Annotated in this window: 25 protein-coding genes and 1 other annotated feature; of the genes, 11 read left to right on the forward strand and 14 right to left on the reverse strand. The window is 39.5% G+C overall.

The features are described from left to right. Positions 1 to 80: 80 nt before the first annotated feature. A complete protein-coding gene (locus ACHUFV_RS15340) occupies positions 81 to 359 on the forward strand; it encodes a YtzH-like family protein (protein WP_394235602.1) in 279 nt (92 codons plus the stop codon). Here ACHUFV_RS15340 and ACHUFV_RS15345 read toward each other — a convergent pair. The 5 genes from ACHUFV_RS15345 to pepV all read right to left on the reverse strand — a co-directional run bounded on the left by ACHUFV_RS15345 (position 354) and on the right by pepV (position 6655). Beyond that, positions 354 to 1133: a phosphotransferase gene (locus tag ACHUFV_RS15345; protein WP_394235604.1), complete on the reverse strand. Its 780-nt coding sequence runs from the start codon at positions 1131 to 1133 to the stop codon at positions 354 to 356. The genes ACHUFV_RS15340 and ACHUFV_RS15345 overlap by 6 nt on opposite strands. Before the next feature lie 222 nt (positions 1134 to 1355). Continuing rightward, entirely contained in the window at positions 1356 to 3497 is a 2142-nt protein-coding gene (pulA, locus tag ACHUFV_RS15350) for a type I pullulanase (protein WP_394235605.1), read from the reverse strand. A 65-nt stretch (positions 3498 to 3562) separates the two neighbouring features. Next, positions 3563 to 4525, reverse strand: a complete 963-nt coding sequence (locus tag ACHUFV_RS15355) for a nuclease-related domain-containing protein (RefSeq protein ID WP_394235607.1) — start codon at positions 4523 to 4525, stop codon at positions 3563 to 3565. Positions 4526 to 4553: 28 nt separating this feature from the next. Then, a complete protein-coding gene (gene thpR / locus ACHUFV_RS15360; RefSeq protein WP_394235609.1) occupies positions 4554 to 5117 on the reverse strand; it encodes an RNA 2',3'-cyclic phosphodiesterase in 564 nt (187 codons plus the stop codon). A 116-nt stretch (positions 5118 to 5233) separates the two neighbouring features. Then, positions 5234 to 6655: a dipeptidase PepV gene (gene pepV, locus ACHUFV_RS15365; RefSeq protein WP_394235611.1), complete on the reverse strand. Its 1422-nt coding sequence runs from the start codon at positions 6653 to 6655 to the stop codon at positions 5234 to 5236. Positions 6656 to 7127: 472 nt separating this feature from the next. On the opposite strand from pepV, the gene ACHUFV_RS15370 reads away from it, so the two are divergent. After that, on the forward strand, positions 7128 to 7349 hold the full coding sequence (locus ACHUFV_RS15370; protein WP_394235613.1) for a DeoR family transcriptional regulator: 222 nt from the start codon (positions 7128 to 7130) through the stop codon (positions 7347 to 7349). Positions 7350 to 7388: 39 nt separating this feature from the next. On the opposite strand, the gene ACHUFV_RS15375 is transcribed toward ACHUFV_RS15370, so the two are convergent. Continuing rightward, complete coding sequence (locus tag ACHUFV_RS15375; protein ID WP_394235615.1) at positions 7389 to 8108, reverse strand: pseudouridine synthase; 720 nt, start codon at positions 8106 to 8108, stop codon at positions 7389 to 7391. Between the two features lie 135 nt (positions 8109 to 8243). Here ACHUFV_RS15375 and ACHUFV_RS15380 point away from each other — a divergent pair, with 135 nt between their 5' ends. Beyond that, entirely contained in the window at positions 8244 to 8489 is a 246-nt protein-coding gene (locus tag ACHUFV_RS15380) for a hypothetical protein (RefSeq protein WP_394235617.1), read from the forward strand. 38 nt (positions 8490 to 8527) lie between these two features. On the opposite strand, the gene ACHUFV_RS15385 is transcribed toward ACHUFV_RS15380, so the two are convergent. Then, positions 8528 to 10144, reverse strand: a complete 1617-nt coding sequence (locus ACHUFV_RS15385; RefSeq protein WP_394235618.1) for a putative polysaccharide biosynthesis protein — start codon at positions 10142 to 10144, stop codon at positions 8528 to 8530. Positions 10145 to 10347: 203 nt separating this feature from the next. Here ACHUFV_RS15385 and ACHUFV_RS15390 point away from each other — a divergent pair, with 203 nt between their 5' ends. Next, positions 10348 to 11607: a BaiN/RdsA family NAD(P)/FAD-dependent oxidoreductase gene (locus ACHUFV_RS15390; protein ID WP_394235620.1), complete on the forward strand. Its 1260-nt coding sequence runs from the start codon at positions 10348 to 10350 to the stop codon at positions 11605 to 11607. A 26-nt stretch (positions 11608 to 11633) separates the two neighbouring features. Here the strand turns inward: ACHUFV_RS15390 and ACHUFV_RS15395 are convergent, their stop codons facing one another. Beyond that, complete coding sequence (locus ACHUFV_RS15395; protein WP_394235622.1) at positions 11634 to 11819, reverse strand: sporulation protein Cse60; 186 nt, start codon at positions 11817 to 11819, stop codon at positions 11634 to 11636. A 270-nt stretch (positions 11820 to 12089) separates the two neighbouring features. Here ACHUFV_RS15395 and ACHUFV_RS15400 point away from each other — a divergent pair, with 270 nt between their 5' ends. The 5 genes from ACHUFV_RS15400 to ACHUFV_RS15420 all read left to right on the forward strand — a co-directional run bounded on the left by ACHUFV_RS15400 (position 12090) and on the right by ACHUFV_RS15420 (position 16709). Beyond that, positions 12090 to 13274: an ABC transporter substrate-binding protein gene (locus tag ACHUFV_RS15400; RefSeq protein ID WP_394235623.1), complete on the forward strand. Its 1185-nt coding sequence runs from the start codon at positions 12090 to 12092 to the stop codon at positions 13272 to 13274. 104 nt (positions 13275 to 13378) lie between these two features. Beyond that, positions 13379 to 14257: a branched-chain amino acid ABC transporter permease gene (locus ACHUFV_RS15405; protein ID WP_394235625.1), complete on the forward strand. Its 879-nt coding sequence runs from the start codon at positions 13379 to 13381 to the stop codon at positions 14255 to 14257. Between the two features lie 16 nt (positions 14258 to 14273). Beyond that, positions 14274 to 15248, forward strand: coding sequence for a branched-chain amino acid ABC transporter permease (locus tag ACHUFV_RS15410; RefSeq protein WP_394235626.1), 975 nt, complete (start codon positions 14274 to 14276; stop codon positions 15246 to 15248). Further along, a complete protein-coding gene (locus ACHUFV_RS15415) occupies positions 15223 to 16002 on the forward strand; it encodes an ABC transporter ATP-binding protein (RefSeq protein WP_394235628.1) in 780 nt (259 codons plus the stop codon). Before ACHUFV_RS15410 ends, ACHUFV_RS15415 begins: the two co-directional genes overlap by 26 nt. Continuing rightward, on the forward strand, positions 16002 to 16709 hold the full coding sequence (locus ACHUFV_RS15420) for an ABC transporter ATP-binding protein (protein WP_394235629.1): 708 nt from the start codon (positions 16002 to 16004) through the stop codon (positions 16707 to 16709). Before ACHUFV_RS15415 ends, ACHUFV_RS15420 begins: the two co-directional genes overlap by 1 nt. Positions 16710 to 16743: 34 nt before the next feature. Here ACHUFV_RS15420 and ACHUFV_RS15425 read toward each other — a convergent pair whose 3' ends face one another. The 6 genes from ACHUFV_RS15425 to ACHUFV_RS15450 all read right to left on the reverse strand — a co-directional run bounded on the left by ACHUFV_RS15425 (position 16744) and on the right by ACHUFV_RS15450 (position 22560). Beyond that, a complete protein-coding gene (locus tag ACHUFV_RS15425; protein ID WP_394235631.1) occupies positions 16744 to 17049 on the reverse strand; it encodes a rhodanese-like domain-containing protein in 306 nt (101 codons plus the stop codon). A 91-nt stretch (positions 17050 to 17140) separates the two neighbouring features. After that, positions 17141 to 19561 carry a leucine--tRNA ligase gene (leuS, locus tag ACHUFV_RS15430; RefSeq protein ID WP_394235633.1) on the reverse strand — a complete coding sequence of 807 codons (2421 nt, stop codon included), beginning with the start codon at positions 19559 to 19561 and terminating at the stop codon, positions 17141 to 17143. A 102-nt stretch (positions 19562 to 19663) separates the two neighbouring features. After that, positions 19664 to 19887 (reverse strand) — a binding site (T-box leader). Between the two features lie 198 nt (positions 19888 to 20085). After that, positions 20086 to 21612 carry a solute symporter family protein gene (locus tag ACHUFV_RS15435; protein ID WP_394235635.1) on the reverse strand — a complete coding sequence of 509 codons (1527 nt, stop codon included), beginning with the start codon at positions 21610 to 21612 and terminating at the stop codon, positions 20086 to 20088. After that, positions 21609 to 21956 carry a DUF485 domain-containing protein gene (locus ACHUFV_RS15440; protein WP_394235637.1) on the reverse strand — a complete coding sequence of 116 codons (348 nt, stop codon included), beginning with the start codon at positions 21954 to 21956 and terminating at the stop codon, positions 21609 to 21611. Before ACHUFV_RS15440 ends, ACHUFV_RS15435 begins: the two co-directional genes overlap by 4 nt. 164 nt (positions 21957 to 22120) lie before the next feature. Beyond that, positions 22121 to 22285: a glycogen biosynthesis protein GlgD gene (locus tag ACHUFV_RS15445; protein WP_394235639.1), complete on the reverse strand. Its 165-nt coding sequence runs from the start codon at positions 22283 to 22285 to the stop codon at positions 22121 to 22123. Positions 22286 to 22296: 11 nt separating this feature from the next. Then, the gene (locus tag ACHUFV_RS15450) at positions 22297 to 22560 is read right to left on the reverse strand and encodes a YtzC family protein (protein ID WP_394235641.1); all 264 of its coding nucleotides are present in this window, start codon (positions 22558 to 22560) and stop codon (positions 22297 to 22299) included. A 213-nt stretch (positions 22561 to 22773) separates the two neighbouring features. Between ACHUFV_RS15450 and mnmL the strand changes: the two genes are divergently transcribed. Together mnmL and mnmM are read left to right on the forward strand one after the other, a co-directional pair. After that, positions 22774 to 23730: a tRNA modification radical SAM protein MnmL/YtqA gene (gene mnmL / locus ACHUFV_RS15455; protein ID WP_394235643.1), complete on the forward strand. Its 957-nt coding sequence runs from the start codon at positions 22774 to 22776 to the stop codon at positions 23728 to 23730. Continuing rightward, entirely contained in the window at positions 23727 to 24299 is a 573-nt protein-coding gene (mnmM, locus tag ACHUFV_RS15460) for a tRNA 5-(aminomethyl)-2-thiouridylate-methyltransferase MnmM (RefSeq protein ID WP_394235645.1), read from the forward strand. The genes mnmL and mnmM overlap by 4 nt, the downstream gene beginning before the upstream one ends. Positions 24300 to 24337 lie beyond the last annotated feature (38 nt).

The following is a 24337-nucleotide window of genomic DNA, read 5'->3' on the forward strand; positions in this document are numbered from 1 at the left end:
TTAAAAAAGAACTCACAAAATAAATTGTGAATTCTCCTTTACATTTTTACGTAGGAGACTGACAGAAAGGATGTATTAGCATGCCACTTCAATATCAGGATCAAGTAAATTTACTAAAGGATATTTTATCTAACCATCAGACAGATTGCTGCGGGTCTGTCTCTGAATGTGAACAATTAGAACGCTTAATAAAATCATTAATGGTTAATTCCAATATCGATCAAAGCGACAAACAGGTTCTCAGTCAAATTTATGATTACAGTCAAAGCGGAATCAATGCATCAAATCTAGATGCTCATATTGAATCACATCAGCAGCAGTTATCGCAATGGGTTGACAATATGGACCAGCTATCATAATGACAGGTATTGATACAGCCTGTCTAGCTCTTTATTCATTTCGGCAAGACGTGCCTTATCTTTATGCCATTGAATAGAAGCAAGAGTCTGAGCCATAACATACCATTTCATACGTAGCAGTAAATGATCATCTAATGCTATACCATAGAGATTCAGCCATGCCTCCCATTCATTTCTCGGTATATACCAATAAAGCAATGTACCGATATCAATGGCAGGATCTGCTACAACAGCCCCGTCCCAATCAATTAAATACAGCTGGTTGTTTTCATCAAGCAGCCAGTTGTTATGATTCACATCACAATGACACACCACTTTATTTTCATAATGAATCCCATTCATATGACTCTCAAGGAATTTGAGTGACGCTTTTACAGAATCAAGTTGGCGAATCTCATTATCCAAATCCTGTTTAATTGCTTGCAAAATCTTTACAGGCTGCATAGGAGTTTTCCCAAGACGCTTTAACATACTTAGCAGCGGCTTTGACTTATGGATTTTCCGTAGGAGCTTCGCGACGTTTTCTTGGTTCATTTCTGAAGGCTGCAGTTCCCGTCCATTTAACCATTGCTGCGCAGTAAAAACATCGCCGGTTTCCAATCTTTTGGTCCATACAAGCTTAGGAACAATGCCTTCTGCTGATAGGCTGGCCAAAAATGGAGAAGTATTTCGTTTTAGAAAATATTGATTTTCTTCGTGTTGTGCATAAAAGGCTTCCCCGGTTGCTCCGCCTGCGGGAACGATCTCCCAATCATGTCCAAAAAAGTGTTCCAATGCTGTTCACCTGCAATTTCTAATAACTGCCTAAAAAGCTTTAAGCGCCTGCTTTCCCCTTTAAAGAGAGATTAGACGCCAAGCTTATGCGATATCTAAGTTTTATATGTAAAAAAGACAGCTATTGAGCGATAATATTTTACAATAGCCATCTTTTAAATTTTATCCTCACATTCCTAAGCCGTCAAGACCATCCTTTGTTTTCGTTTGTCAAATTGAAATTTAGTCCTTAAATAATACATACGTACTAATCGGTTTTAATTCCAACTTTTCCTTCACATGATTTATTGGAATGATGCCGCTTTTCTCATCATCGGCCACTATACGCCAATCCCCATCTGGTAGAGTGATGACTTCAGCTGTCTTTGTTGGGTTGAGAAATACGGCGATAGACTGACATGGTCCATAACTGTCAACATCCTGCAAAATCCAGCCGATAAGCGGCTTCTTTAAAGATAAAAAACACATATGTTTTCGAATCAAGTCAGCAGCAGGCAAGCGAAAGGCACGGTGAGATAATCTGATTGCTATTATTCCTTTTATATAATCAACATGATGACAAAACTCGTCCTTACGATCCCAGTCAAGCTGATTAATCTCATCACTCGATTTATAGCTGTTTCCCTCTCCTTTTTTTGTACGAAAGAACTCCTGTCCACTATGGAGAAAGGGAATTCCCTGCGATAACAGCACCATAACTGTTGCAAGACGATGATACTTTTGGATATTTGATGGATCCTCATTTTGCAAGCAAACAGCCAGTTTATCCCATAATGTATGGTTATCATGTGATTCAACATAGTTCACACTTTGGTTCGGTTCAGAAAATAGCCCTTCATGATGATTCACCCCGATACTTCCTGCAAGTACCTGTAGTGCCATATCATAATAATGTTCATTTCCTAGTGCATAGCCTAAATCGTACGTGTTAAATGTGCTGCCTTTAATACAATCACGAAACCAATCATTAAATTGACCAATTCGCGGCAAACTGCTTTGATTATGGATATTCGCTTTTCGTTCGTTTGGAAGAGGTGTATTAAGATCCCAGCCTTCACCTATTAATAGTACTGATGGATCAATTAGATCAACCGCAGACCTGATTTCATTCATTGTATCCATATCTAGAATCCCCATTAAATCAAAGCGAAACCCGTCAACCTGATACTCTTTCAGCCAAAATAATACGGAATCGAGAATGAATTTCCTTACCATTTTCCGCTCTGAAGCAATATCATTCCCTACCCCTGTTCCATTTGAAGGCATTCCGTGTTCATCATGGCGAAAGTAATAACCTGGCACTACTTTTTCAAAGCTCGATGTTTCTCTTTCATACACATGGTTATATACAACATCTACTATTACACGGAGTCCATTTTGATGGATCGTCTCAATGAGTTGTTTTAGTTCATTTATTCTGCTGTATGGATCATGAGGATTTGTACTATAGCTGCCATCCGGAACATTGTAATGAAGAGGATTATAGCCCCAGTTGTACTCCACTTTCTTTCCGAGTTCATCCACTCCGGCAAAATCATGCAGCGGAAGAAGCTCAATGTGGGTGACCCCTAGCTCTTTTATATAGCTGAGACCTGTTGCAGTGCCATTTCTGGTTTTTGTGCCCATTTCTGCTGCACCTAAATAGGTTCCTTTTCGAGAAGCACCACTGTTCGGATGAATCGTTAAATCCCTTATATGGGTTTCATAAATCACACTGTCAACTGCATTTTCTAACGGGGACAGCTTCTTTTCCAAACGCTTTGTTTTATTTAAATCAATGATTACCCCTTCTTCTCCGTTCGCAGTGACTGCGACCGCATAGGGATCAACAGCTTCCTTCCATTGTAGATTTATACAAACTAAATACGTATAAAGGCTATGCTCCAAATCCCGATGAACTTCAACCTTCCAAACACCTTTTTCCTCTCTCGTTAAATCAATAATCTCCTGATTACATCTGTCAGAGGCAATTAATTTTAGCTTTACACCTGTTGCCGTTGGCGCCCAAAGCTTAAAGGTCGTGTGATTGGTTTGATAGGAGACACCCAATGGTCCGTCATAATAGAAAGCTTCATCGAAGGCACTTGTTCTCGTTACTGCTCCAACTTGCAAATCTGTTTTCCTTTGTAAATGATCCTTAACCCAATACTGACTACCAATAATCAATTCTTCCTGTGTATGGCAGATGTATTTTATAAATTCATTGAGGTTTATTTTTTCAACAATAGTAAGCGGAATTTCATCCCCATCACATTCCAATGTAAAGGTTCTCTCATCGTCGTGATGAAGAGCATGAGGGATTATGATTGTGATTATTTTCATTTCATCTAGATAGGCTTGATATTCCCGTTCAATGGCAATCATTTCTCTTCATTCCCTTCACTTCCTTTTATTTGAAAATCATGTAATTTAAGCGGCAAATTTAAAAGCTATTTTTCGTTTCCTTCATCTACTTCCCATTCCTGACGCCTGATGGAAGTCGTTTGGCAATAATCTAATAATGCTTTTGCGCCCTTTAATTGAGTTGATTTTAAAGGGGACCTAAGCCGCCTTAACGAGGTAAACCATTCTTCGTAGTTTCGTTTATCGATTAATGTCACATCATATGGTGGTAACGGGTAATCGATGAATCCATTTCTTGACAGAATCACTTTGTGAATGGGTAGCTCAATTTCGTATAACTGAAATAATTTTTTCACGATCTTTTCTGTTCGATTTGCTGAGAGTAGCGGATTAACAATTCTTTTCTCCTTATTCTTAGTTCTGACATCCCAGAACTTTTGATTGGAGCCAACAAATACGGATAAATCGTGATCCTCTAAAAACGTAATACACCAGACATCTGTCGGACTAATTAAGATCGATTCTACTTCAATCGAAGCCTTTTTTAACAAAAAAATCGGCCGATATAGGACAAGATACGTATCCGGAAATCGCTGCAGAAAATATCGTAAATGTTCATCAAAAAAGAATCTTTTATTCATTATCGACTTTTCTGTTAATGTCGAGGTTGCCCATTTCAATTGAAAATCAAAGAGCTGATTAAGAAATTGCAGCTTTAAATCATCAACCGTTTCTGCATAATGAACCATAGCTGTGAACTGATCAAATTCAGCAGGCTCCCCAGTTTGAAGCATACTTTCATCCGTTGACAATGTTTCCGAATCATTATTACGGGAAAACAGCGTTTTTATCTTGTTTAAAAGATGTGGCTTCACTTCTATTTTCGAATCATCCTTTTGGATTAGTACAGGAGCAGCTTCAGGATTCTCCCAATTGTACCGCAGCTTTTCCCATTGCTGCTTTTTTAACGTAACAAAGCGTGAGGGATAATGAAAAATATTCTGTTCATAACGTGATGCATAATCTTGTAATTTAATTAATTGACCCATTGTGTTCTTCCTCGTTTTCTTCTATAGTCTATTCAGAAATCAGTGAAAAGGTTGCAATGGGTTCATATTTTGGGATTTTTTCAAGGTTTGTTTTATAGAGAACCACTTTATTAGCTGTAAACGGAATCGGTTTCTTTTGAAATGGATTATATGTATCAAGCCATTTATGATCAAACTCAGTGCCAGTCCAATTTCTTGCTAATGTAATATGTGGTGCAAACGGTCGTGACTCCAATGTAAAGCTAGATTCTAAGCAAGCTTTAAAAACAAGTGATTGCAAATAGGTTAGCCTATCATCCTGATTAATTGATGCCCAAAATATTCGCGGTGACTTTCTACTTCCAAATACACCAAGACCCTGAATACGTAAAGGGAATTCCTTTTCTTTTTCAATTGCTTTACCTACTAACTCTATTGAACGGCGAAGCATTTGTTCTTCCGCAGAGCCTAGGAAAGCAAAGGTTATATGAAAATCTTCCAAATGAACCCATCGCTTAAAAGGAAAATATTTCCTTGCTTCTCCAAGCTGTTCATTCATTTCTTGTTTCACAGCTTGAGGAAATGCAAGAGCCCAAAAATAATGTGTCCCCATTCGTTCCAACCCCTCTTTAGCTTCTATGAATGTGTTATGGATAAAGTGATAAAGCTGATAGAAGCACCCGGCAAAATGACGGGTGCTTTCCTTTCTTCCTATCTAATAGAAGACAGTTACTTGGCTAGTTCATAAATCGCCTGCGCATAAATTGCAGCTGCTTTTAGTAAATCGTCAATGTACATGTACTCATCCTTTTGATGGGCAATATCCTCTCTGCCAGGGAAAAGGGGACCAAAGGCTACACCAGAGGTTAGTGAACGAGCATATGTCCCTCCTCCAATCGCCAATAGCTCTGCTTTCTCACCGGTTTGTTCTTCATATACTTTCTTTAAGACCTGAATTAATTCATGATTTTCATCCACATGATGCGGCTTTGAATCAGAAAGTTTCTCTATCTTAAAGCCCTTTTGTCCGCCAATTAGTTCCAAAAGCTCTTTTGTCTTCTCTATATCAGTTGTAACCGGATAGCGCAGGTTTAGTCCGAACCTTCCACCTTTTAAATGATTGAATGACATTTTTCCAACATTGATTGTAAGTTCTCCGGATATGTCATCACTATAGGAAACTCCTAATTGTTTCCCTCTTGAATCTCGAAATAAGTATCGGGAAGCAAATTCAAAGTATGGTGCTGACTGTTGATCAGGTTTGTTTTCATAGATGAATCTCGCTAAGAAAAGGCCTGCATTCTTCCCCTGATCAGGCTCCATTCCATGCGCTGAGACTCCTTCTAGCTCAAGAATCAAGCTGCCATTATCCACATAACAGTTTCCCTTTAATCCTTGTTTTTGTACATAATCCTTATATCTCTGAATGATATCCGTTTCTTCCTTGTGAACATGTACAACAGCTTTCGCAAAATCTGGAACCATATTATATCTTCTACCCGATTCAAAGCTGATGATTTCTAACTTCACATCAGGATTGGCAGCTTTTTCTTCGGACATTACTTGAACAAAATCAAAATCAAAAATGCCTTTTTCAGCAATAATAATTGGAAAATCAGCATCGGGTGCAAAACCGATTGTTGGCATTTCCTCGTGTTCAAAGTAATGTTCCACACATCTCCAATCACTTTCCTCGTCAGTTCCAATAATCATACGAACTCGTTTACTAAGTGGTAATTTTAATTCTTTAACTATCTTCATTGCATAATAGGCAGCTATCGTCGGACCTTTATCGTCAATCGCTCCTCTTGCGAAAATCTTTTCATCACGAATTTCTGCTTCGAATGGATCACTTGACCACCCATCACCTTCTGGAACAACATCCACATGACACAGAATCCCTAGACTTTCTTCACCCTGTCCAAATTCTATATATCCTGCTAAATTCCCAACGTTTTTTGCATTAAATCCATCTTTCTCACCCATTTCGAGCATAAACAGCAAAGCTTCTTTAACGCCGCTTCCAAGCGGGGCATCCTTTGTTGCATTGTCCTCATCCAATACACTTTTTATACGCAGTAAAGATTGCGTGTCTTGGATCAGCTCATCCCTTCTCTTTACTACTTCATCAGACCAATTTATATGTACCATTTGAAACCTCCGTTACAAAGAGCAGTGTGCCGCTTTATATTATTTACCCTTATTAAATCATATCATAATCTTTATTGATAAAAAGTGTACATTCTATTTTGCTTTTTCTCTTAAATCATTACCAAACCATCATCGATTATGCAAAAAACACTCAACATTGTTGGAAATTCTTTAATATTATTAGAATATTCTGCATAGTGTAGTTTTAAGTATTCATATTATCCTACTTTTTATTTTGGAAATAATACGAAATGAAGTTAATCTTTTGTAAAATCAGTCCTACATAGTGGAAATCTTATGATAATATGGATATTATATAGGTAGAGGTAGTTCAACAAAGTACTTACTATATGTTGTGTAAAGGGGTTGTCTGGGGAAAAGAAGCGAATATTCTCGGGAGATTTCGATCTTCACTAAAGTGTTGGATGCTGGAATTTGTCATAGGTTTGAAATTAGGATAGGGAGTGGTTTATTGAAACCTTCAACTAACCGGATGTTAAACCGTATCAAATCCGTTTATATGTTTATTAGCAATCGAGGAACTGTAACAACTCAAGAACTTGTAGATGAGTTTGGAATCACTCCTCGGACGATACAAAGAGACTTAAATGTCTTAGCGTACAACGATTTAGTCAGAAGCCCAAGTCGAGGAAAATGGACGACAACAAAAAAGAAAGTTAAATTGACTTCGTAAAAACGAAAGCGAGTAAGCCGTCTTCAGTATGAAGATGGCTTATTTAGTATTCACTTCCATTAAGGCTGTCATTTCTTCATCTGTCAGTTCCCGATATTCTCCCAGTTCAAGACTTTCATCCAATTGTAAAGGTCCCATCGAAATTCTTTGCAGGTATACAACCTTTTTTCCAACTGCTTCAAACATCCGTTTAACCTGATGAAATTTCCCTTCTGTAATGGTTAACTCGATATCTGAATGAATTCCTGATTTAATTATTTTCAGCTGACCTGGCTTTGTTACATATCCATCATCTAACGTCACACCCTCAAGAAAGGCCTGAACATCAGCATTTGTAACCTCTCGATCAATCACTGCAAAATACGTTTTCGGCACATGCTTTTTCGGTGATAAGAGCTGATGCGCAAGCTGACCATCATTTGTTAAGAGCAGCAAGCCTTCTGTATCCTTATCAAGCCTGCCAACTGGAAATGGCGAATATACAGCATCCTCCATCTCAAGTAAATCAATAACCGTTTTTTCATAGTGGTCCTCTGTTGCAGAAATGACTCCTTGCGGCTTATTCATCATTAAATAAATATATTCCTTATATTCGATCACCTCACCATGTAACGTTACGATATCTACTTTAGGGTCAACCTGTTCTTTTCCATTCTTTACAGGCATTTCATTTACCTTCACAACTCCACTCTTAAGCAGGTCCTTTACTTCTTTCCGACTTCCATAGCCTAAATTCGCTAACATTTTATCTATCCGCACAAAATCACTCCTTCTCTTCCATTATAGGCTATTATCCATTTCCAATTCAGAAAAAAATCATAGTATGTAATCGTGTAACTTAACTATGAGGCGAACACACAAGATACAATTTTTAGTCTCATATAAAAAAATAAAGTGAGGAGATGTCAAATGATGATGGATTATCGTCAATATGAACACTTTTACCCAATGGTGGATTATCGCCAAACTCAACAAGGTCAATTTTTCCCAGGTGGTGGCTTTGGTAACTTAAACCAACGTCTAACTCGATTGGAGCGCCAAATTGAAAGATTGGACCGTCAAGTAGACCAGATTGACCGCCGTCTTGATCGCGTCGAAAGAAGACTTGGACTTCGTCAAGAAGATCAACAATATTACTAAAAATAACAACAAGGGTCTCCAGTTTGGAGACCCTTTTCCTATCCTTTAAGATGTAACTTTTGCATGACTCGGTCTACTTTATCACCAAACAGCCGATTCACCAATCTAGATTTGATGCCAAGGATTCCATAAATACCTACACCAATAGCAGCACAGCCTATAATAATGATGAGTGACTGCCAGACAGACTCTGGGGATAAGAAACGAGTAAGCAGCATATAGGTCCCTCCTGCCCCAGCAAACATTAAAGCAGAAAAGATTATAATCAAAAGAATCCTGCGTAAAACCAATTTAAAGGAATAACGGGTATATATTTTTATTACTATTAGATTAATAATAATGGCGGCTCCATATCCAAGTGCAGTTGCGAGGATCGCACCTTCTGTTTCCATTAATTTGATTAACGGAATATTTAACGTTAGTTTTATTAGCAATCCAACTAAGAGACTTAATATCGTAAACCGCTGCTCATCAATCCCCTGCATAATCGCCGCAGTCACAGAGTATAAGGCAAACAAAATAGCGACAGGTGAATACGCACGCAATACCTCAGTGCCCGCTAAGTCATGACCATAAAATGCCGTATAGATAGGCTCTGCCAGTAATGACATTCCGATAACAGCAGGTAGTGTGAGAAACAATAGAACCTGGAACGTCTGATTCAGTTGACGAGTTAATCCATTGCTATCATTTGCCATATAGGTCTGAGTAATATTAGGAACCAGCGTTAGTGAAAAGGCTGTTGCTAATGAAACAGGGATAATAACCAGCTTATGTGAATAAAAATTCAAGGCACTAAAGGCAAAATCCGATTGCTTGGCCAAGCCGATTTCAACCATGGCCTTATTGAACGTAATTTGGTCAATAAATTGAAACAGTGGATTCGCAATACCGACAAACACAAAGGGTGCCGCATATAGAATAATTTCTTTGTACATATCTTTTAACGAAATCTCAATCGTTCCCTTATCATGCAGCAGTAATTCATCAAGGTACGGCTTACGTTTATACCAGTACCAGAAAAGCACAAGTAAGGAACCGATTGCCCCGATAAACGCTGCAAAGGTAGCTACACTGACAGCAGTAGCTATTTTCCCGTTCATAACAGATAAAACAATATAAGCACCTGCTAATAGAAAAACGATGCGGACAATTTGCTCTACTACCTGTGATACAGCTGACGGCCCCATGGATTGGTGTCCTTGGAAAAAGCCTCGAATTAAACTCATAAACGGGACAACGATAAGAGCGAAGCTGACAGCACGAATGACGGTTATGACATCTTCTACCTTTGTCACTTGGTCATCGTCCTGAATGACCATCTCTCCCAATGCAGGAGCAGAAAAGTATAGTATTAAAAACGAGAAAAATCCAGTTAACAGCATAACAATTAGCCCTGATTTAAAAAGCCTTCTCCCAACCGCATATTCCTCAAGTGCATTATATTTTGATATAAACTTTGATATGGCCAGCGGAATGCCTGCCGTTGCAATACTTATAAATATAGTATAAGGTACATACGAATATTGATAGAGCGTTGTACCCTCTTTTCCAACAATAGCATCAAAGGGAATCACATAAAATAAACCTAGCACTTTAGAAATAATAGTTCCGAGTGTTAATATAAACGTTCCTCTTAAAAGCTTAGATGACATTCATTCCTTCTCCTTATCAACGTAGGAATTTGTAAATATAACTGTTATGATAAAAGCCAGACAATATGTAATTTTAAACCTTATTTTTGCTGTATGCATAAGTAAATTTGACTATTATAGTACAAATTCACTTGAAAACACACTAGTTGTAGTTTACTCTTCTTTCATAAAGAATTCTAGTACTTAATAGAAAGGGTTATTATATGTATGATGTAATTGTAATCGGAGGAGGTCCTGCCGGATTAATGGCTGCCATCGCTGCTGGAGAATCGGGCTCAAAGGTGCTGCTCCTTGATAAAGGAAACAAGCTTGGGCGAAAGCTGGCTATTTCAGGGGGCGGCCGCTGTAATGTAACGAACAGACTTCCTACTGACGAATTGATTAAGCACATCCCTGGAAATGGACGATTTTTACATAGTGCTTTATCAATCTTTAATAATGAAGATATTATTCTATTTTTTAAGAAATTAGGGATTGAATTAAAGGAAGAAGACCACGGTCGAATGTTCCCTATTAGTAATAAGGCCCAATCCGTAGTGGATGCTTTACTGCGAAAATTATCAGACCTTCGTGTTGAGATAAAAACGAATTGTCCTGTAGAAACGGTACAGTATGATGAAGACAGAGTGAGTGCCGTTTTATTAAAAAATGGCGAACGCCTTCAAACACATGCGGTTGTCATTGCTGTTGGAGGCAAATCTGTTCCTCACACAGGATCAACCGGGGATGGCTATGCATGGGCTGAAAAAGCCGGACATACGATTACAGAGCTTTTTCCTACTGAGGTACCCGTGACTTCAAATGAACCCTTTATAAAAGAAAAAACATTACAAGGATTGTCACTAAGAGATGTTGCCTTAAGTGTTTTGAATAAAAAGGGTAAACCTGTTATTACACATAAGATGGATATGATCTTTACCCATTTTGGCATCAGCGGTCCTGCCGTTCTTCGCTGCAGTCAGTTTATTGTGAAAGAGTTGAAAAAGTCAGATGACAAAAAGGTGACTGTTAATCTGGACGTCTTTCCGGATAAAAAGGAAGAAGGTTTCTACCAGGAGCTTTCGCAGCTGGTAAAAGCTGAGCCAAAAAAGAACATCAAAAATGTCTTGAAAAATATACTTCCGGAACGTTATTTACTTTTTCTGCTTGACCACAGTCAAATCGACCCAATGGCACAGGCTGCCACTCTTTCAAATGAAAAACTTCGAAGCTTCGTTGAAGGCTGTAAAAGATTTCGCTTTACTGTAAACGGGACGCTTTCTCTTGAAAAAGCATTCATAACCGGCGGGGGTGTATCTACGAAGGAAATTGAGCCGAAAACAATGGCTTCAAAAAAAATGCAGGGCTTGTATTTTTGCGGGGAAATTCTTGATATTCATGGCTATACGGGCGGTTTTAATATCACAGCTGCTTTTGTAACCGGACGTCTAGCAGGGCTAAACGCTGCTCTATATAGTAATTAAATTTATAAACAATCGAGCCTGCTTTGTCAGGCTCGATAAATGATCATGGCTGAAAAGCAATAAATTTGTTCCTCATCCTCCTCATCAGGCATTGCTGCAATATTATATTTAATATCCACAAGTTTCCGTTCATCCAAATCCTTTAAAAAATGATTCATCTCTGATTCTAGATTTTTCTCGTATTCCTCATCAAATAATTTAACCTGTATCAATTTTCTCCCTCACTTTCCTTTTATTTTTTATTACTTATTTTTTCCTCTTTTACATTTTTTAATCTTCCTATTATTCAAATTATTGTTGTTTTATGTAGAACATCTCCAACTAATTTACTAAATATTCAGGTAATTCAATTAATTAAATAGACTAATCGTGGGATATCTTGTACAATGTTTTCAGAATATTAGATGTATTTTAGTTGTTATTCACGTATGACCAAGAAGACATCAGTACAAAGTCCAAACCATTTTACAAGGGGGAGAAGTATGAGAAAAAGAAAGTTAAACGCTCTTTTCATGTCACTTATGCTTTCAGCTGGAGTTTTGGCAGCTTGCTCTGGAAATGATGAGCAAACGTCTGGTACTGAATCAAATGGCAGCGGTGAAAGCATTAAAATCGGCGCCAACCTGGAACTATCGGGTAATGTAGCTTCATATGGTCAAGGAATTGCCGAAGGTCTCGACCTTGCAATCGAAGAAATTAATAAAGAAGGGATCGACGGAAAGAAAATTGAGCTTGTAAAAGCCGATAACAAATCCGAGGCCGCTGAAGCAACAAGCGGTGCCCTCAAGCTGATTAACCAGGATAAGGTATCAGCCATTGTTGGTTCGGCAACCAGTACCAACACCCTTGCGCAGGTACAAATTGCACAGGACAATCAGGTTCCCATTATCACACCATCAGGAACAAACCCTGATATTACATTTAAAGATAATAAACTGAACGATTTCATTTTCAGAACATGCTTCATTGACCCTTTCCAAGGTAAGGTCGCTGCTAATTTTGCTGTTGATGAATTGGGCATCAAAAATGCAGCCATCCTTATTGACAGCTCCAGCGACTATGCTAAAGGCCTTGCCAATGCTTTTAAAGAGGCCTTTGAAGAGAGCGGTGGTAAAGTAATTGCAGAAGAAGCTTATGTGGCAAAGGACACAGACTTCCGTGCTACATTAACAAGATTAAAATCAAAAAATCCTGAGTTTGTCTATGTTCCTGGGTACTATGAAGAAGTCGGTTTAATTTTAAAACAAGCGAAAGAATTAGGCTTGGAAGCACCTTTTATGGGCGGTGATGGCTGGGATTCACCAACACTTGTCGAAATTGCCGGTGCTGATGCTTTAACTAATGTATATTTTACAAATCACTATTCATCAGGTGATTCAGAAGAAAAAGTCCAAAACTTTGTTAAGTCCTTCGAAGCTAAATATAAAGAAACACCAGATGCCTTTAACGCACTTGGCTATGATACTGGATATTTACTTGCCGATGCAATCAAACGTGCCGGCAGTTCTGATCCGGTAAAGATTAAACAAGCACTGGAAGAAACAAAGGATTTATTACTTGTTACCGGTAATTTTGCTTTTGACAAACAGCATAATCCGGTAAAACCATTGACAATTCTCACTTTTGAAAATGGGAAGCAGGTATTTGAAACAAAGATCAATCCTTAAGCTCCACTGTAATCACCGTTCTTCAACTCAATCACTTAAAGAAATAGGGGGCTATGCCCCCTATTTCTGAATCCAAAATTATTTTTCAAGGAGTGTGAGCTTCAATGGAACTCATCCAGCAATTAGTCAACGGTATATCGCTTGGCAGTATCTACGCACTGATTGCACTTGGTTATACGATGGTCTATGGAATTGTGAAATTAATTAACTTTGCCCATGGTGATGTATTTATGATTGGGTCATTTATTGGCTTCTATTCCATCACCGTCCTTGGCCTCGGTTTTTTCCCTGCTTTATTGCTCTCAATGGTTGTCTGTGCAGTATTTGGCGTCTTGATTGAAAGAATTGCCTATAAACCCCTTCGAAACGCGACAAGAATTGCTGCATTGATTACAGCTATCGGTGTATCTCTTTTAATTGAATACGGCTTCATATATTTTCGAGGGGCACAGCCGGAAGCCTATCCCGGAAATGTCCTTCCATCCAAAAATATCGACCTCTTCGGTATTACCATCAGCGGTCAATCGTTATTTATTCTTAGCATTTCAGTCGCCCTTATGATTATTCTACAATTTATCGTACATAGGACAAAAATCGGCAAGGCGATGCGTGCTGTCTCCTATGATGCGGATGCCGCAAAACTGATGGGGATTAATGTGAACAATACCATCTCCGCTACCTTTGCCATCGGGTCTGCACTTGCTGGTGCTGCCGGCGTTATTTTTGGAACCTATTATATAAAAATCGAGCCCCTAATGGGTATTATTCCCGGCTTAAAGGCATTTATTGCCGCTGTATTAGGCGGTATCGGAATTATTCCAGGTGCAATGGTCGGCGGACTACTTTTAGGAGTTATCGAAGCATTCGTCAGTGCTAGCGGATTCTCACTATGGCGTGATGGTGTCGCATTTATCGTGTTAATCCTTATTTTAATTTTCCGTCCATCTGGTTTATTCGGCAAGAATATCAAAGAAAAAGTATAAAGGGGGGCGGATTATCATGTCTAAATATAGACGATTAAAAGGATTCTGGCTTTCAATTACACTGGCTTTCATCATATTTTTTGTCATCCAATTCCTGATAACCAGCGGACAGTTGAATCCCTTTTATGTCAATATGATTCTACTAATCTCAATCAATATCATCCTTGCTGTCAGCCTGCATCTTATTATTGGAATCACAGGACAATTCTCAATTGGGCACGCCGGTTTTCTTGCCGTTGGTGCCTATGCTTCTGCCATTATCACCATGAAATTAGGACTGCCTTTCTGGCTCGCGATTGTTACAGGAGGCATTGCCGCGGCACTTTCCGGACTCATTATCGGTATTCCGACATTAAGGCTCCGAGGAGACTATCTGGCAATTGCTACGCTGGGCTTTGGAGAAATTGTCCGCATTATCCTGTTAAATGTCGACTATGTCGGCGGGGCAAGCGGAATGCAGGTCTCACATATGGCTACCTGGCCATGGGTATTTTTTTCCATGCTCTTGACGATTTTAGCCATTCGAAATTTTACGCTTTCCAGACATGGCCGTGCTTGTTTATCTGTCAGAGAAGATGAGATTGCTGCTGATGCCATGGGGATTAACACAACCTATTATAAGGTCGCTGCCTTTATTATTGGTGCTTTTTTTGCAGGCGTTGCCGGCTCTTTATATGCTCATAATTTTTATATTATCCAGCCATCAAACTTTGGTTTCTTAAAATCTATCGATATTTTAATCTATGTTGTGCTTGGCGGTCTTGGTAGTTTATCGGGATCTATCATTGCCGCTTTATTACTTACAATCGTCTCCACGTTTCTTCAGGATTATCCGGAAACAAGGATGATTATTTATAGTCTTGTTTTAATTATTATGATGATTTACCGTCCGCAAGGCTTAATGGGAACAAAGGAACTGACAGCATTATTTAAAAAGAATGCACCTATAAAGGAGGATGCACAGGATGGAAACAAACATACCATTGCTTAAGGTCGACCATGCCAGCATTCAGTTTGGCGGCTTAAAGGCCGTTTCCGACATTCAAATGGAGATTCAAAAAGGAGAGCTAGTCGGATTAATTGGACCAAACGGGGCTGGAAAGACAACCTTGTTCAACCTCCTTACTGGTGTATATACGCCGACGGAAGGCAGCATTCTTTTGAACGGAAAAAGACTTAACGGGCTTGCTCCATACAAAATTACACAGAAGGGAATCAGTCGAACCTTTCAAAACATCCGCTTATTTAATGATTTATCCGTCCTTGATAATGTAAAGATTGCTTATCACACCCTGGCCAAGCATTCCATGCTAACATCTATATTCCGCCTTCCCTTTCACTTTTCTGGAGAGAAAGAAATGGAGGAAAAAGCCATTGAATTTTTAAAGATTTTCCATTTAGATGTTTACAAGGATGAGAAGGCAAGGAATCTTCCTTACGGCCAGCAGCGCCGGCTGGAAATAGCCCGTGCCCTTGCTGCGTCCCCACAACTGCTGCTGCTTGATGAGCCTGCTGCCGGGATGAATCCACAGGAAACAAAGGATCTCATGAAATTAATTCGCTTCATTCGTGAGCAGTTTGATTTAACGGTCATTCTGATTGAGCATGATATGCAGCTGGTCATGGGTGTCTGTGAACGTATCTTTGTACTTGATCACGGCCAATTAATTGCACAGGGAATCCCTGAGGAAATAAGGAATAATCCAAAGGTAATTGAAGCATATCTGGGCGAGGAGGTGTCATAATGCTAAAGATTGAAGGAATTAATGTCTATTACGGGCATATCCATGCACTAAAGGATGCATCTGTTGACGTGAATCAAGGAGAAATTGTCACCTTAATCGGTGCAAACGGTGCTGGAAAAAGCACACTGCTCAAAACCATTTCCGGTTTATTGAAACCGAAACAGGGCAATATTTTATTCGAAGGGGAAAGCATCACGGGTAGGCAGGCGCAGCTCATTGTTAAAAAGGGCATATCCCATGTTCCGGAAGGCCGCCGGGTGTTTGCCAATATGAGTGTCGAAGAAAATCTAGAAATGGGCGCTTTTCTTCGACATGATAAAAAAGGAATTAGAGAGGATTTTCAAAAGGTGTATGATTTATTTCCTCGACTTTATGAAAGAAGGAAGCAGCAATCAGGCACCCTGTCCGGCGGTGAACAGCAGATGCTTGCCATGGGGAGGGCACTAATGGCTCGTCCGAGGCTGCTTTTATTGGATGAACCGTCAATGGGGCTTGCCCCATTATTGGTGAAGACTATTTTTCGAATCATCGCAGAAATTAATGCTGCCGGTACAACCGTCATGCTCGTTGAGCAAAATGCAAATATGGCACTATCAATTGCCAATCGGGCCTATGTGATCGAAACCGGCAGGGTCGTACTACAGGGATCTGCTGACGAACTCCGGGCAAGCGACCAGATAAAAATGGCCTATCTTGGGGGACATTAATAAAAAAAAGCATGGAGCCCCATGCTTTTTTTTATTATTCCGTTTTTCCTCTCCACTCCAGCATTCCGCCAGTCATATTGCGCACTTTATAGCCTTGAGCTTGTAAGAATTCGCAAACATATGCACTTCTTGAGCCAGAACGGCAAATCATAATGTATTCTTTATCCTTGTCAAAATAATCTAAGCTTGCCGGGATTTCACCCATTGGAATATGCTTGGCACCTGGAATGATGCCCATTGCCACTTCTTCATGTTCTCTTACATCTACAAGCTCCGGCTTCTCCCCCGCCTCGAGCTTCTCATTTAATTCATATGTCGTAATGACAGCCATTTGACTCATGTATTACACCCCTATTGTTCGTTTAGGGTGTCAGGCACCACATATGGACAAATTAATGAATCTGTCTTTTTGTGGTGCCTGACACCGGTTATTAATTTGCTACAATGTTAACGAGTTTGCCAGGTACGGCGATTACTTTTCGAACGGTTTTGCCGTCGATTTGTGCTTTTACCTTGTCATCATCCATTGCAATTTGTTCAAGTGCATCTTTGTTTGTATTTGCTGGTACAACTAATTTGGCTTTCACTTTCCCGTTAATTTGAATGACTATCTCAATTTCGTCATCCTTTAACTTTGCTTCATCATAAGCAGGCCATGCCTCATAAGAAATGCTGGAATTAGTATTTCCAAGCTTTTCCCATAGCTCTTCAGAAATATGCGGTGCGATTGGAGACAATAATTTTACAAAGCCCTCCATATAATGAATTGGCAATACCTCTGCCTTGTAAGCTTCATTTATGAATACCATTAGCTGTGAAATAGCCGTATTGAAACGTAAGCCCTCATAATCTTCCGTTACCTTTTTAACTGTTTGGTGGTAGATTTTTTCAAGATTGCTTTCAGTTTCATTATCTTTAATCTTAGGATTTAAACTGCCGTTATCTTCAATGAATAAACGCCAAATTCTGTCTAAGAAGCGTCGTGAACCGTCCACACCGTTTGCAGACCAAGCGATTGATCCGTCAAGAGGCCCCATGAACATTTCATATAAACGCAGTGTATCAGCACCATGGCTTTCAACAATCTCGTCAGGATTCACTACATTTCCTTTTGATTTACTCATTTTCTCATTATTTTCACCAAGAATCATCCCTTGGTTAAACAGCTTTTGGAACGGTTCCTTTGTTGGAACAACGCCAATATCATATAAAAACTTATGCCAGAAACGAGCGTACAATAAGTGTAAAACTGCATGCTCCGCTCCACCGATATAAATGTCAACAGGAAGCCATTCCTTAAGCTTTTCAGGATCTGCTAACACTTCATCATTATGCGGATCAATGAAGCGTAGGAAATACCAGCAGCTTCCGCCCCATTGCGGCATGGTATTCGTTTCGCGGCGTCCCTTTTTACCTGTTACAGGATCGACTACATTCACCCAATCCTCAATATTAGCTAATGGAGATTCGCCTGTACCGGATGGTTTGATTTCAGTTGTTACCGGCAGAATAAGCGGAAGCTCCTCTTCCGGTACAGCTGTCATTGTACCGTCTTCCCAATGGATGACCGGAATTGGTTCTCCCCAATAACGCTGACGGCTGAACAGCCAATCGCGCAAGCGGTATGTTACTTTTTTCGTCCCAATTTCCTTTTCTTCAAGCCAAGCAATCATTTTACTAATGGCTTCTTCTTTATTTAATCCATTTAGAAAATCAGAGTTCACATGATGTCCATCACCTGTATAGGCTTCTTTTTCAATGTCTCCGCCTGCCACAACCTCTTTGATTTCCAAATTAAATTTCCTTGCAAACTCATAATCGCGTTCATCATGACCAGGAACAGCCATAATCGCACCAGTTCCATAGCTCGCCAATACATAATCCGCAATCCAAATCGGAATTCGCACATCATTTACTGGATTAATCGCATATGCCCCAGTAAAGACACCTGTTTTATCCTTCGCGAGATCTGTTCGTTCTAAATCACTTTTACTCTTAATTTGTTCTAAATAATCTTCAACTGCCTGACGCTGCTCCTCAGTTGTAATGTTTTTCACTAAATCATGCTCAGGCGCAAGCACCGCATAGGTTGCTCCAAAAAGTGTATCAGGACGCGTAGTGAAAACAGTAAAGGTATCATCATATCCATCAATTTGGAAGTTTACCTCTGCACCCTCTGAACGCCCGATCCAGTTTCTCTGCATATCCTTGATGCTTTCCGGCCAATCTAATTCTTCAAGATCCTCGAGTAAACGGTCAGCATATGCTGTAATGCGTAAATTCCACTGCTTCATTGGACGGCGTTCTACCGGATGTCCACCACGTTCACTCTTTCCATCAATCACTTCTTCGTTCGCAAGCACTGTCCCTAATGCAGGACACCAGTTAACAGGTGCTTCGCTGATATAGGCAAGATCCTTTTCATAAAGCTTTAAAAAGATCCATTGTGTCCATTTATAATAGTTTGGATCCGTTGTATTAATTTCACGATCCCAATCATATGAAAAACCTAATGATTTGATTTGACGACGGAAATTATTAATATTTTGCTCCGTAAATTCTGCAGGGTCATTTCCTGTATCCAAAGCGTATTGCTCTGCAGGAAGACCAAAAGCATCCCAGCCCATTGGATGTAGGACATTGTAGCCCTGCATTCTTTTCATTCTGGAAAGAATATCTGTGGCTGTATAGCCTTCCGGGTGTCCGACATGGAGACCGGCACCAGATGGATAAGGAAACATATCAAGGGCATAGAACTTACGCTTTCCCTTATCTTCACTTGTTTTAAAAGTTTTATTTTCCTCCCAATGCTTTTGCCACTTTTTTTCAATTTCATGATGATTGAAGCTCATCTTGTTTTCCTCCTACATTTACTAAATAGCTAGATTCCAGCCTTTATCTTGAAGCATTTTCTCTATCACTTAGAAAAGAATATAAAAAACCCCTCATCCCATTATTGGGACGAGAGGATTATGTATAAAAACTCCCGCGGTACCACCCACATTAGTGAAAAAGTCACTCGCTTCATTTTGTCCTTAACGCGGAAAACGGCAGAAATTACTTAAGTTCACTTCTGCAACTCCAAGGCGAGTTCATGATGGTCCCGGCTGACTTTCACCAACCGTCAGCTCTCTATATCGGGTTTTGCATCATTACTACTCCTTGTCAATGTTGTTTCAATTATAGAAAAATATATAGTGATATTGTATATAATTTTGCCCCAAGATGCAAGTCAGCAAAAAGGTACTAATTAATATATTACAAGATATAAACAATTGTTAACATTCCTACTAAAAAATATACATCCTTATCCCCCAAAAATATCATAAGAACGAAGCAAGCCACCACTTAAAAACGTGATGGCTCCAGAACATTTTTATTTTACTCCAGTATTAGCTCTAACCATAACCTCTGCATATTTCTTCTCATCACGTTTATTCGCAACAACTGTGCCGATATATGCACCGATGAAACCAGCAGGTATAGAGACAATGGCCGGATTTGTTAATGGGAAAATAGGATCCCCTACAAGGATAGCCGCACCTGCAACTGGGTTTAATACATTGGGACTGATTGCAACCAATACAAGTGCTGTAACTAATCCTGTTATCATTCCTGTAACGGCGCCAGCAGTGTTAAACTTTTTCCAGTAGATCGTATAAAGGATCACCGGTAGGTTGGCACTTGCTGCAACACAGAATGCAAGTGATACAAGGAAAGCAACATTCATTTTTTGCGCAAAAAGTGCAAGAATAATAGAAAGAACTGAAACGCTGATTGAAGCATATCGAGCCGAAAGCATCTGCTGTTTTTCAGTAATTTGACCTTTTTTAATAATCTGTCCGTAAATATCATGCGCGAATGCAGATGCGCCAGATAATACCAGCCCGGCAACCACAGCCAGGATTGTTGCGAACGCAACGGCTGATACAAAGGACATGAGAAAATCTCCGCCAAGTGCTTTTGCTAAAAGCGGTGCAGCCATATTTCCGGCAGCATTCGCAGCAACTATATCTTCAGAACCTACAAACGCAGCTGCTCCAAAGCCAAGGAAAATCGTTAGGATATAGAAGATACCAACAACCCATGTCGCAGTAACAACTGAACTACGTGCTGTTTTCGCATCTTTAACAGTAAAGAAACGCATTAAAATATGCGGCAGACCAGCTGTACCAAGAACAAGAGCTGCCATCATGGAAATCGTATCAAGCGGAACTTTATACTTCACACCTGGGTTTAAATAATTTTCCCCATGTGGAGTTAGCGTTTTCATTTCACTGAACATTGTAAAAATGTTGAAATTAAATTTCGCTAACACTAAGAATGAAATGACGACTGTTCCAATCATTAATAATACTGCCTTTGTAATTTGAACCCAGCTTGTTGCCGTCATCCCGCCAAATAGTACATATGTGGTCATCATAACACCAACAATAAGTACTGCCACCCAATAATCAATACCTAATAAGAGCTGAATAAGAGCGCCTGCACCAACTAATTGGGCAATCATATAAAAAATAACAATGGTAATCGTACTTAACGCTGCAACAGCTCGTACTTTCTTTTGGTCAAAACGTGCAGTAATCATATCTGCAATTGTGTATTTACCAAGATTTCTTAGTGGCTCAGCAACAATGTATAAAACAACAAGATAAGCAACCAAGTAACCGATTGAATAGAAAAATCCATCAAAGCCATTAAGGGCAATCGCACCTGCAATTCCTAAGAAGGATGCTGCGGATAAATAATCCCCCGCGATAGCCAGTCCATTTTGCCAGCCTGTCAAACCGCCGCCTGCAGTGTAAAATTCACTTGCTGTTTTCGTGCGTTTGGCAGCCCAATAAGTGATGACGAGCGTCAATCCAACAATTAAGACAAATAATACTAATCCAACTCCACTCATAGGCTTTTGTCTCCTTGATTATATTTTTCAATGAGAGCTTCGGCCATTTTATCATAGCGTGCTGCCCTTTTTACATAAGTCATGCATAGAACCCATGTCATGATAAATAAGCTTAATGAATATACCCATGTCCATGAAATCGGTCCAATTGCTGGGCTGTTTAAGATCGTTGAATACGAAGTAAGAATGGGCAATAAAAAGTACAGGGTCAAAAAGACAGCAGAGACAGGAACAAGGAACCTTTTCTTGGCTTTCATTAACTGTTTAAACTCTGGGCTGTTTGCAATTTTTTCAAAATCATACTTATTTTGCTGTGATACGCCTTCTTTTGCCAAATTATCCATTTTTATTCCTCCTTTTTTAAAAATATTCTGAAATATAAGTATATTCTAAAAACTTCCAATTGAAATTACAATCTTTTTTTGTAAAAATAGGTAAAAATTACTAATAAAAAGGTTCGACAAAAAGAGCTGATTTCTGCAAATCAGCTCTTTTATGACATTCTATACTATTCAGGATGGAATTTAGACTTTACTGGCTGGCTGCCAGTTTGTTCATATTTCTTTTTCGATTGCTTGACAAGATCATAGTCTTGACCAAGCTCTAGATCATTACTGTTTGCTCCATTGCGTGTTTTCTGTTCTGGATTTTGGCTTTTTGAACGTTTTTTCACGATTGCTCCTCCTAATGATCATGTAACATCATTTGATTTTGTGCCTGCTGCAGCTGTAACCGCATGCGGTGAAGCTGATCACGTTGCTGCCCATTTGCACTTTGAGCCATTTTTGCAAGCTCATTATAGGCACCCTCTAATTGCTGTAATGCCTGCGTATAATTTTCACCATTATAATGTTCCTGGAGGCTGCTTTCTTGATATTGATCTGTGGCAAACCTCAGTGCGTCTTCACATTTTGCTATCAGTGTTTCAATCGATGCTCGTGTCGCCATAAAACCCCTCCTTGCAAAATCATTCCAAGCAAAGCTCGATTTCATTATACGAAACCGTGAATTACGAGAGCTTTACGTACTTATCTTGCGCAAATCTCTTGTTTCTACACACAAGGATACTGCCATTTCTAGACAGAGGTGGACAACTCATTGGAAAGGTGATTACTTCATGGTAAAATAATTAAATGTGAGTTTTTAAGGAGGTATCCCGCTATGAATCCAAAAAATCCTTTTCCATATGCAAGCGATCATAAACGGTATCATACATGGAATTACCATTTACGACATATATTCGGTCATAAAGTTTTTAAAGTGGCATTGGATGGCGGCTTTGACTGCCCAAATCGCGATGGCACAGTTGCACATGGCGGCTGTACTTTTTGTAGTGCATCAGGTTCAGGCGATTATGCCGGCAACCGCAGTGATGATCTCATCAAACAATTTAATGATATTAAAGAAAAAATGCATACAAAATGGAAAGACGGCAAATACATGGCCTATTTTCAGGCATTTACCAATACACATGCACCACTGCCTGTGTTAAAGGAAAAATATGAAACCGTCTTAAATTTAGATGGCGTTGTCGGGCTCTCTATTGCAACAAGACCTGATTGCCTTCCAGATGATGTTGTTGACTATTTGGCAGAGCTGAATGAACGAACCTACTTATGGGTGGAGCTTGGACTGCAGACGGTTCATGAACAAACGGCTAACCTTATTAATAGGGCGCATGATTTCGCAGCCTATGTTGAAGGTGTCGAAAAACTACGCAAGCATGGCATTCGTGTTTGTTCCCATATTATTAACGGTCTGCCAATGGAAACAACAGACATGATGATGGAAACAGCACGTGAAGTGGCAAAGCTTGATGTTCAAGGCATTAAAATTCATCTTCTTCATTTATTGAAGGGTACCCCGATGGTCAAGCAATATGAAAAAGGAATGCTTGAATTTTTATCATTCGATGACTATGTAAAGTTAGTATGTGATCAATTAGAAATCTTACCACCAGAAATGATTGTTCACCGTATTACGGGCGATGGACCGATCGATTTAATGATTGGGCCTATGTGGAGTGTCAATAAGTGGGAAGTTCTTAACAGCATTGATGAAGAGCTCGTTCGTCGAAATAGCTGGCAGGGAAAGAATTGGAGCGTAGTGAACCAATGAAGCTAAAGCAGATTTTACCCTTTGCAAGATCCTTACTTGAATCAGCAGTTACATCGGGAGATATTGCTGTCGATGCAACACTCGGAAACGGTCATGACACTCTTTTTCTAGCCAAGCTGGTTGGTGAAAACGGTCATGTTTACGGCTTTGATATTCAAGAAGAAGCTATTCGAAACAGCAGTGAGCGTTTAAAGGAATCTGACTTTCTAAGCAGAGCAACGCTATTAAATAAAGGTCACGAGCATATCAGCCAATGTATACCCATTCAGCATCATGGGAAGGTAGCTGCAGCCATCTTTAATCTTGGTTATCTGCCAGGAGGAGATAAAGCAATCGTTACAAAACCAAACACAACGATTTCAGCTATTGAACAGCTGCTTAGCATTTTGAAGCCTGAAGGCATGATCGTACTGGTCATTTATCATGGCCATCCAGAGGGAGCTGTCGAACGTGACAAGCTAATTGAATTTGTAAGCTCAATTGACCAAAAGGAAGCCCATGTATTGCAATATGGTTACATTAACCAAGCAAACAACCCACCGTTTATTATTGCAATCGAAAAACGGTAAAATATGGTGTCAGGCACCACAAAAAGACAAAATGTATA

It is taken from the genome of Niallia oryzisoli (assembly GCF_043641075.1).
Taxonomy (GTDB): domain Bacteria; phylum Bacillota; class Bacilli; order Bacillales; family Cytobacillaceae; genus Bacillus_BD; species Bacillus_BD oryzisoli_A.

What these genes read in the sequence shown, in the direction of transcription:
- ACHUFV_RS15340 (WP_394235602.1), top strand. Translation starts at nt 81, where the DNA reads ATGCCACTTCAATATCAGGATCAAGTAAATTTACTAAAGGATATTTTA.
- pulA (WP_394235605.1), bottom strand. Translation starts at nt 3,497, where the DNA reads ATGATTGCCATTGAACGGGAATATCAAGCCTATCTAGATGAAATGAAA.
- ACHUFV_RS15355 (WP_394235607.1), bottom strand. Translation starts at nt 4,525, where the DNA reads ATGGGTCAATTAATTAAATTACAAGATTATGCATCACGTTATGAACAG.
- thpR (WP_394235609.1), bottom strand. Translation starts at nt 5,117, where the DNA reads ATGGGGACACATTATTTTTGGGCTCTTGCATTTCCTCAAGCTGTGAAA.
- pepV (WP_394235611.1), bottom strand. Translation starts at nt 6,655, where the DNA reads ATGGTACATATAAATTGGTCTGATGAAGTAGTAAAGAGAAGGGATGAG.
- ACHUFV_RS15385 (WP_394235618.1), bottom strand. Translation starts at nt 10,144, where the DNA reads ATGTCATCTAAGCTTTTAAGAGGAACGTTTATATTAACACTCGGAACT.
- ACHUFV_RS15390 (WP_394235620.1), top strand. Translation starts at nt 10,348, where the DNA reads ATGTATGATGTAATTGTAATCGGAGGAGGTCCTGCCGGATTAATGGCT.
- ACHUFV_RS15400 (WP_394235623.1), top strand. Translation starts at nt 12,090, where the DNA reads ATGAGAAAAAGAAAGTTAAACGCTCTTTTCATGTCACTTATGCTTTCA.
- ACHUFV_RS15405 (WP_394235625.1), top strand. Translation starts at nt 13,379, where the DNA reads ATGGAACTCATCCAGCAATTAGTCAACGGTATATCGCTTGGCAGTATC.
- ACHUFV_RS15410 (WP_394235626.1), top strand. Translation starts at nt 14,274, where the DNA reads ATGTCTAAATATAGACGATTAAAAGGATTCTGGCTTTCAATTACACTG.
- ACHUFV_RS15415 (WP_394235628.1), top strand. Translation starts at nt 15,223, where the DNA reads ATGGAAACAAACATACCATTGCTTAAGGTCGACCATGCCAGCATTCAG.
- ACHUFV_RS15420 (WP_394235629.1), top strand. Translation starts at nt 16,002, where the DNA reads ATGCTAAAGATTGAAGGAATTAATGTCTATTACGGGCATATCCATGCA.
- ACHUFV_RS15425 (WP_394235631.1), bottom strand. Translation starts at nt 17,049, where the DNA reads ATGAGTCAAATGGCTGTCATTACGACATATGAATTAAATGAGAAGCTC.
- leuS (WP_394235633.1), bottom strand. Translation starts at nt 19,561, where the DNA reads ATGAGCTTCAATCATCATGAAATTGAAAAAAAGTGGCAAAAGCATTGG.
- ACHUFV_RS15435 (WP_394235635.1), bottom strand. Translation starts at nt 21,612, where the DNA reads ATGAGTGGAGTTGGATTAGTATTATTTGTCTTAATTGTTGGATTGACG.
- ACHUFV_RS15440 (WP_394235637.1), bottom strand. Translation starts at nt 21,956, where the DNA reads ATGGATAATTTGGCAAAAGAAGGCGTATCACAGCAAAATAAGTATGAT.
- ACHUFV_RS15450 (WP_394235641.1), bottom strand. Translation starts at nt 22,560, where the DNA reads ATGGCGACACGAGCATCGATTGAAACACTGATAGCAAAATGTGAAGAC.
- mnmL (WP_394235643.1), top strand. Translation starts at nt 22,774, where the DNA reads ATGAATCCAAAAAATCCTTTTCCATATGCAAGCGATCATAAACGGTAT.
- mnmM (WP_394235645.1), top strand. Translation starts at nt 23,727, where the DNA reads ATGAAGCTAAAGCAGATTTTACCCTTTGCAAGATCCTTACTTGAATCA.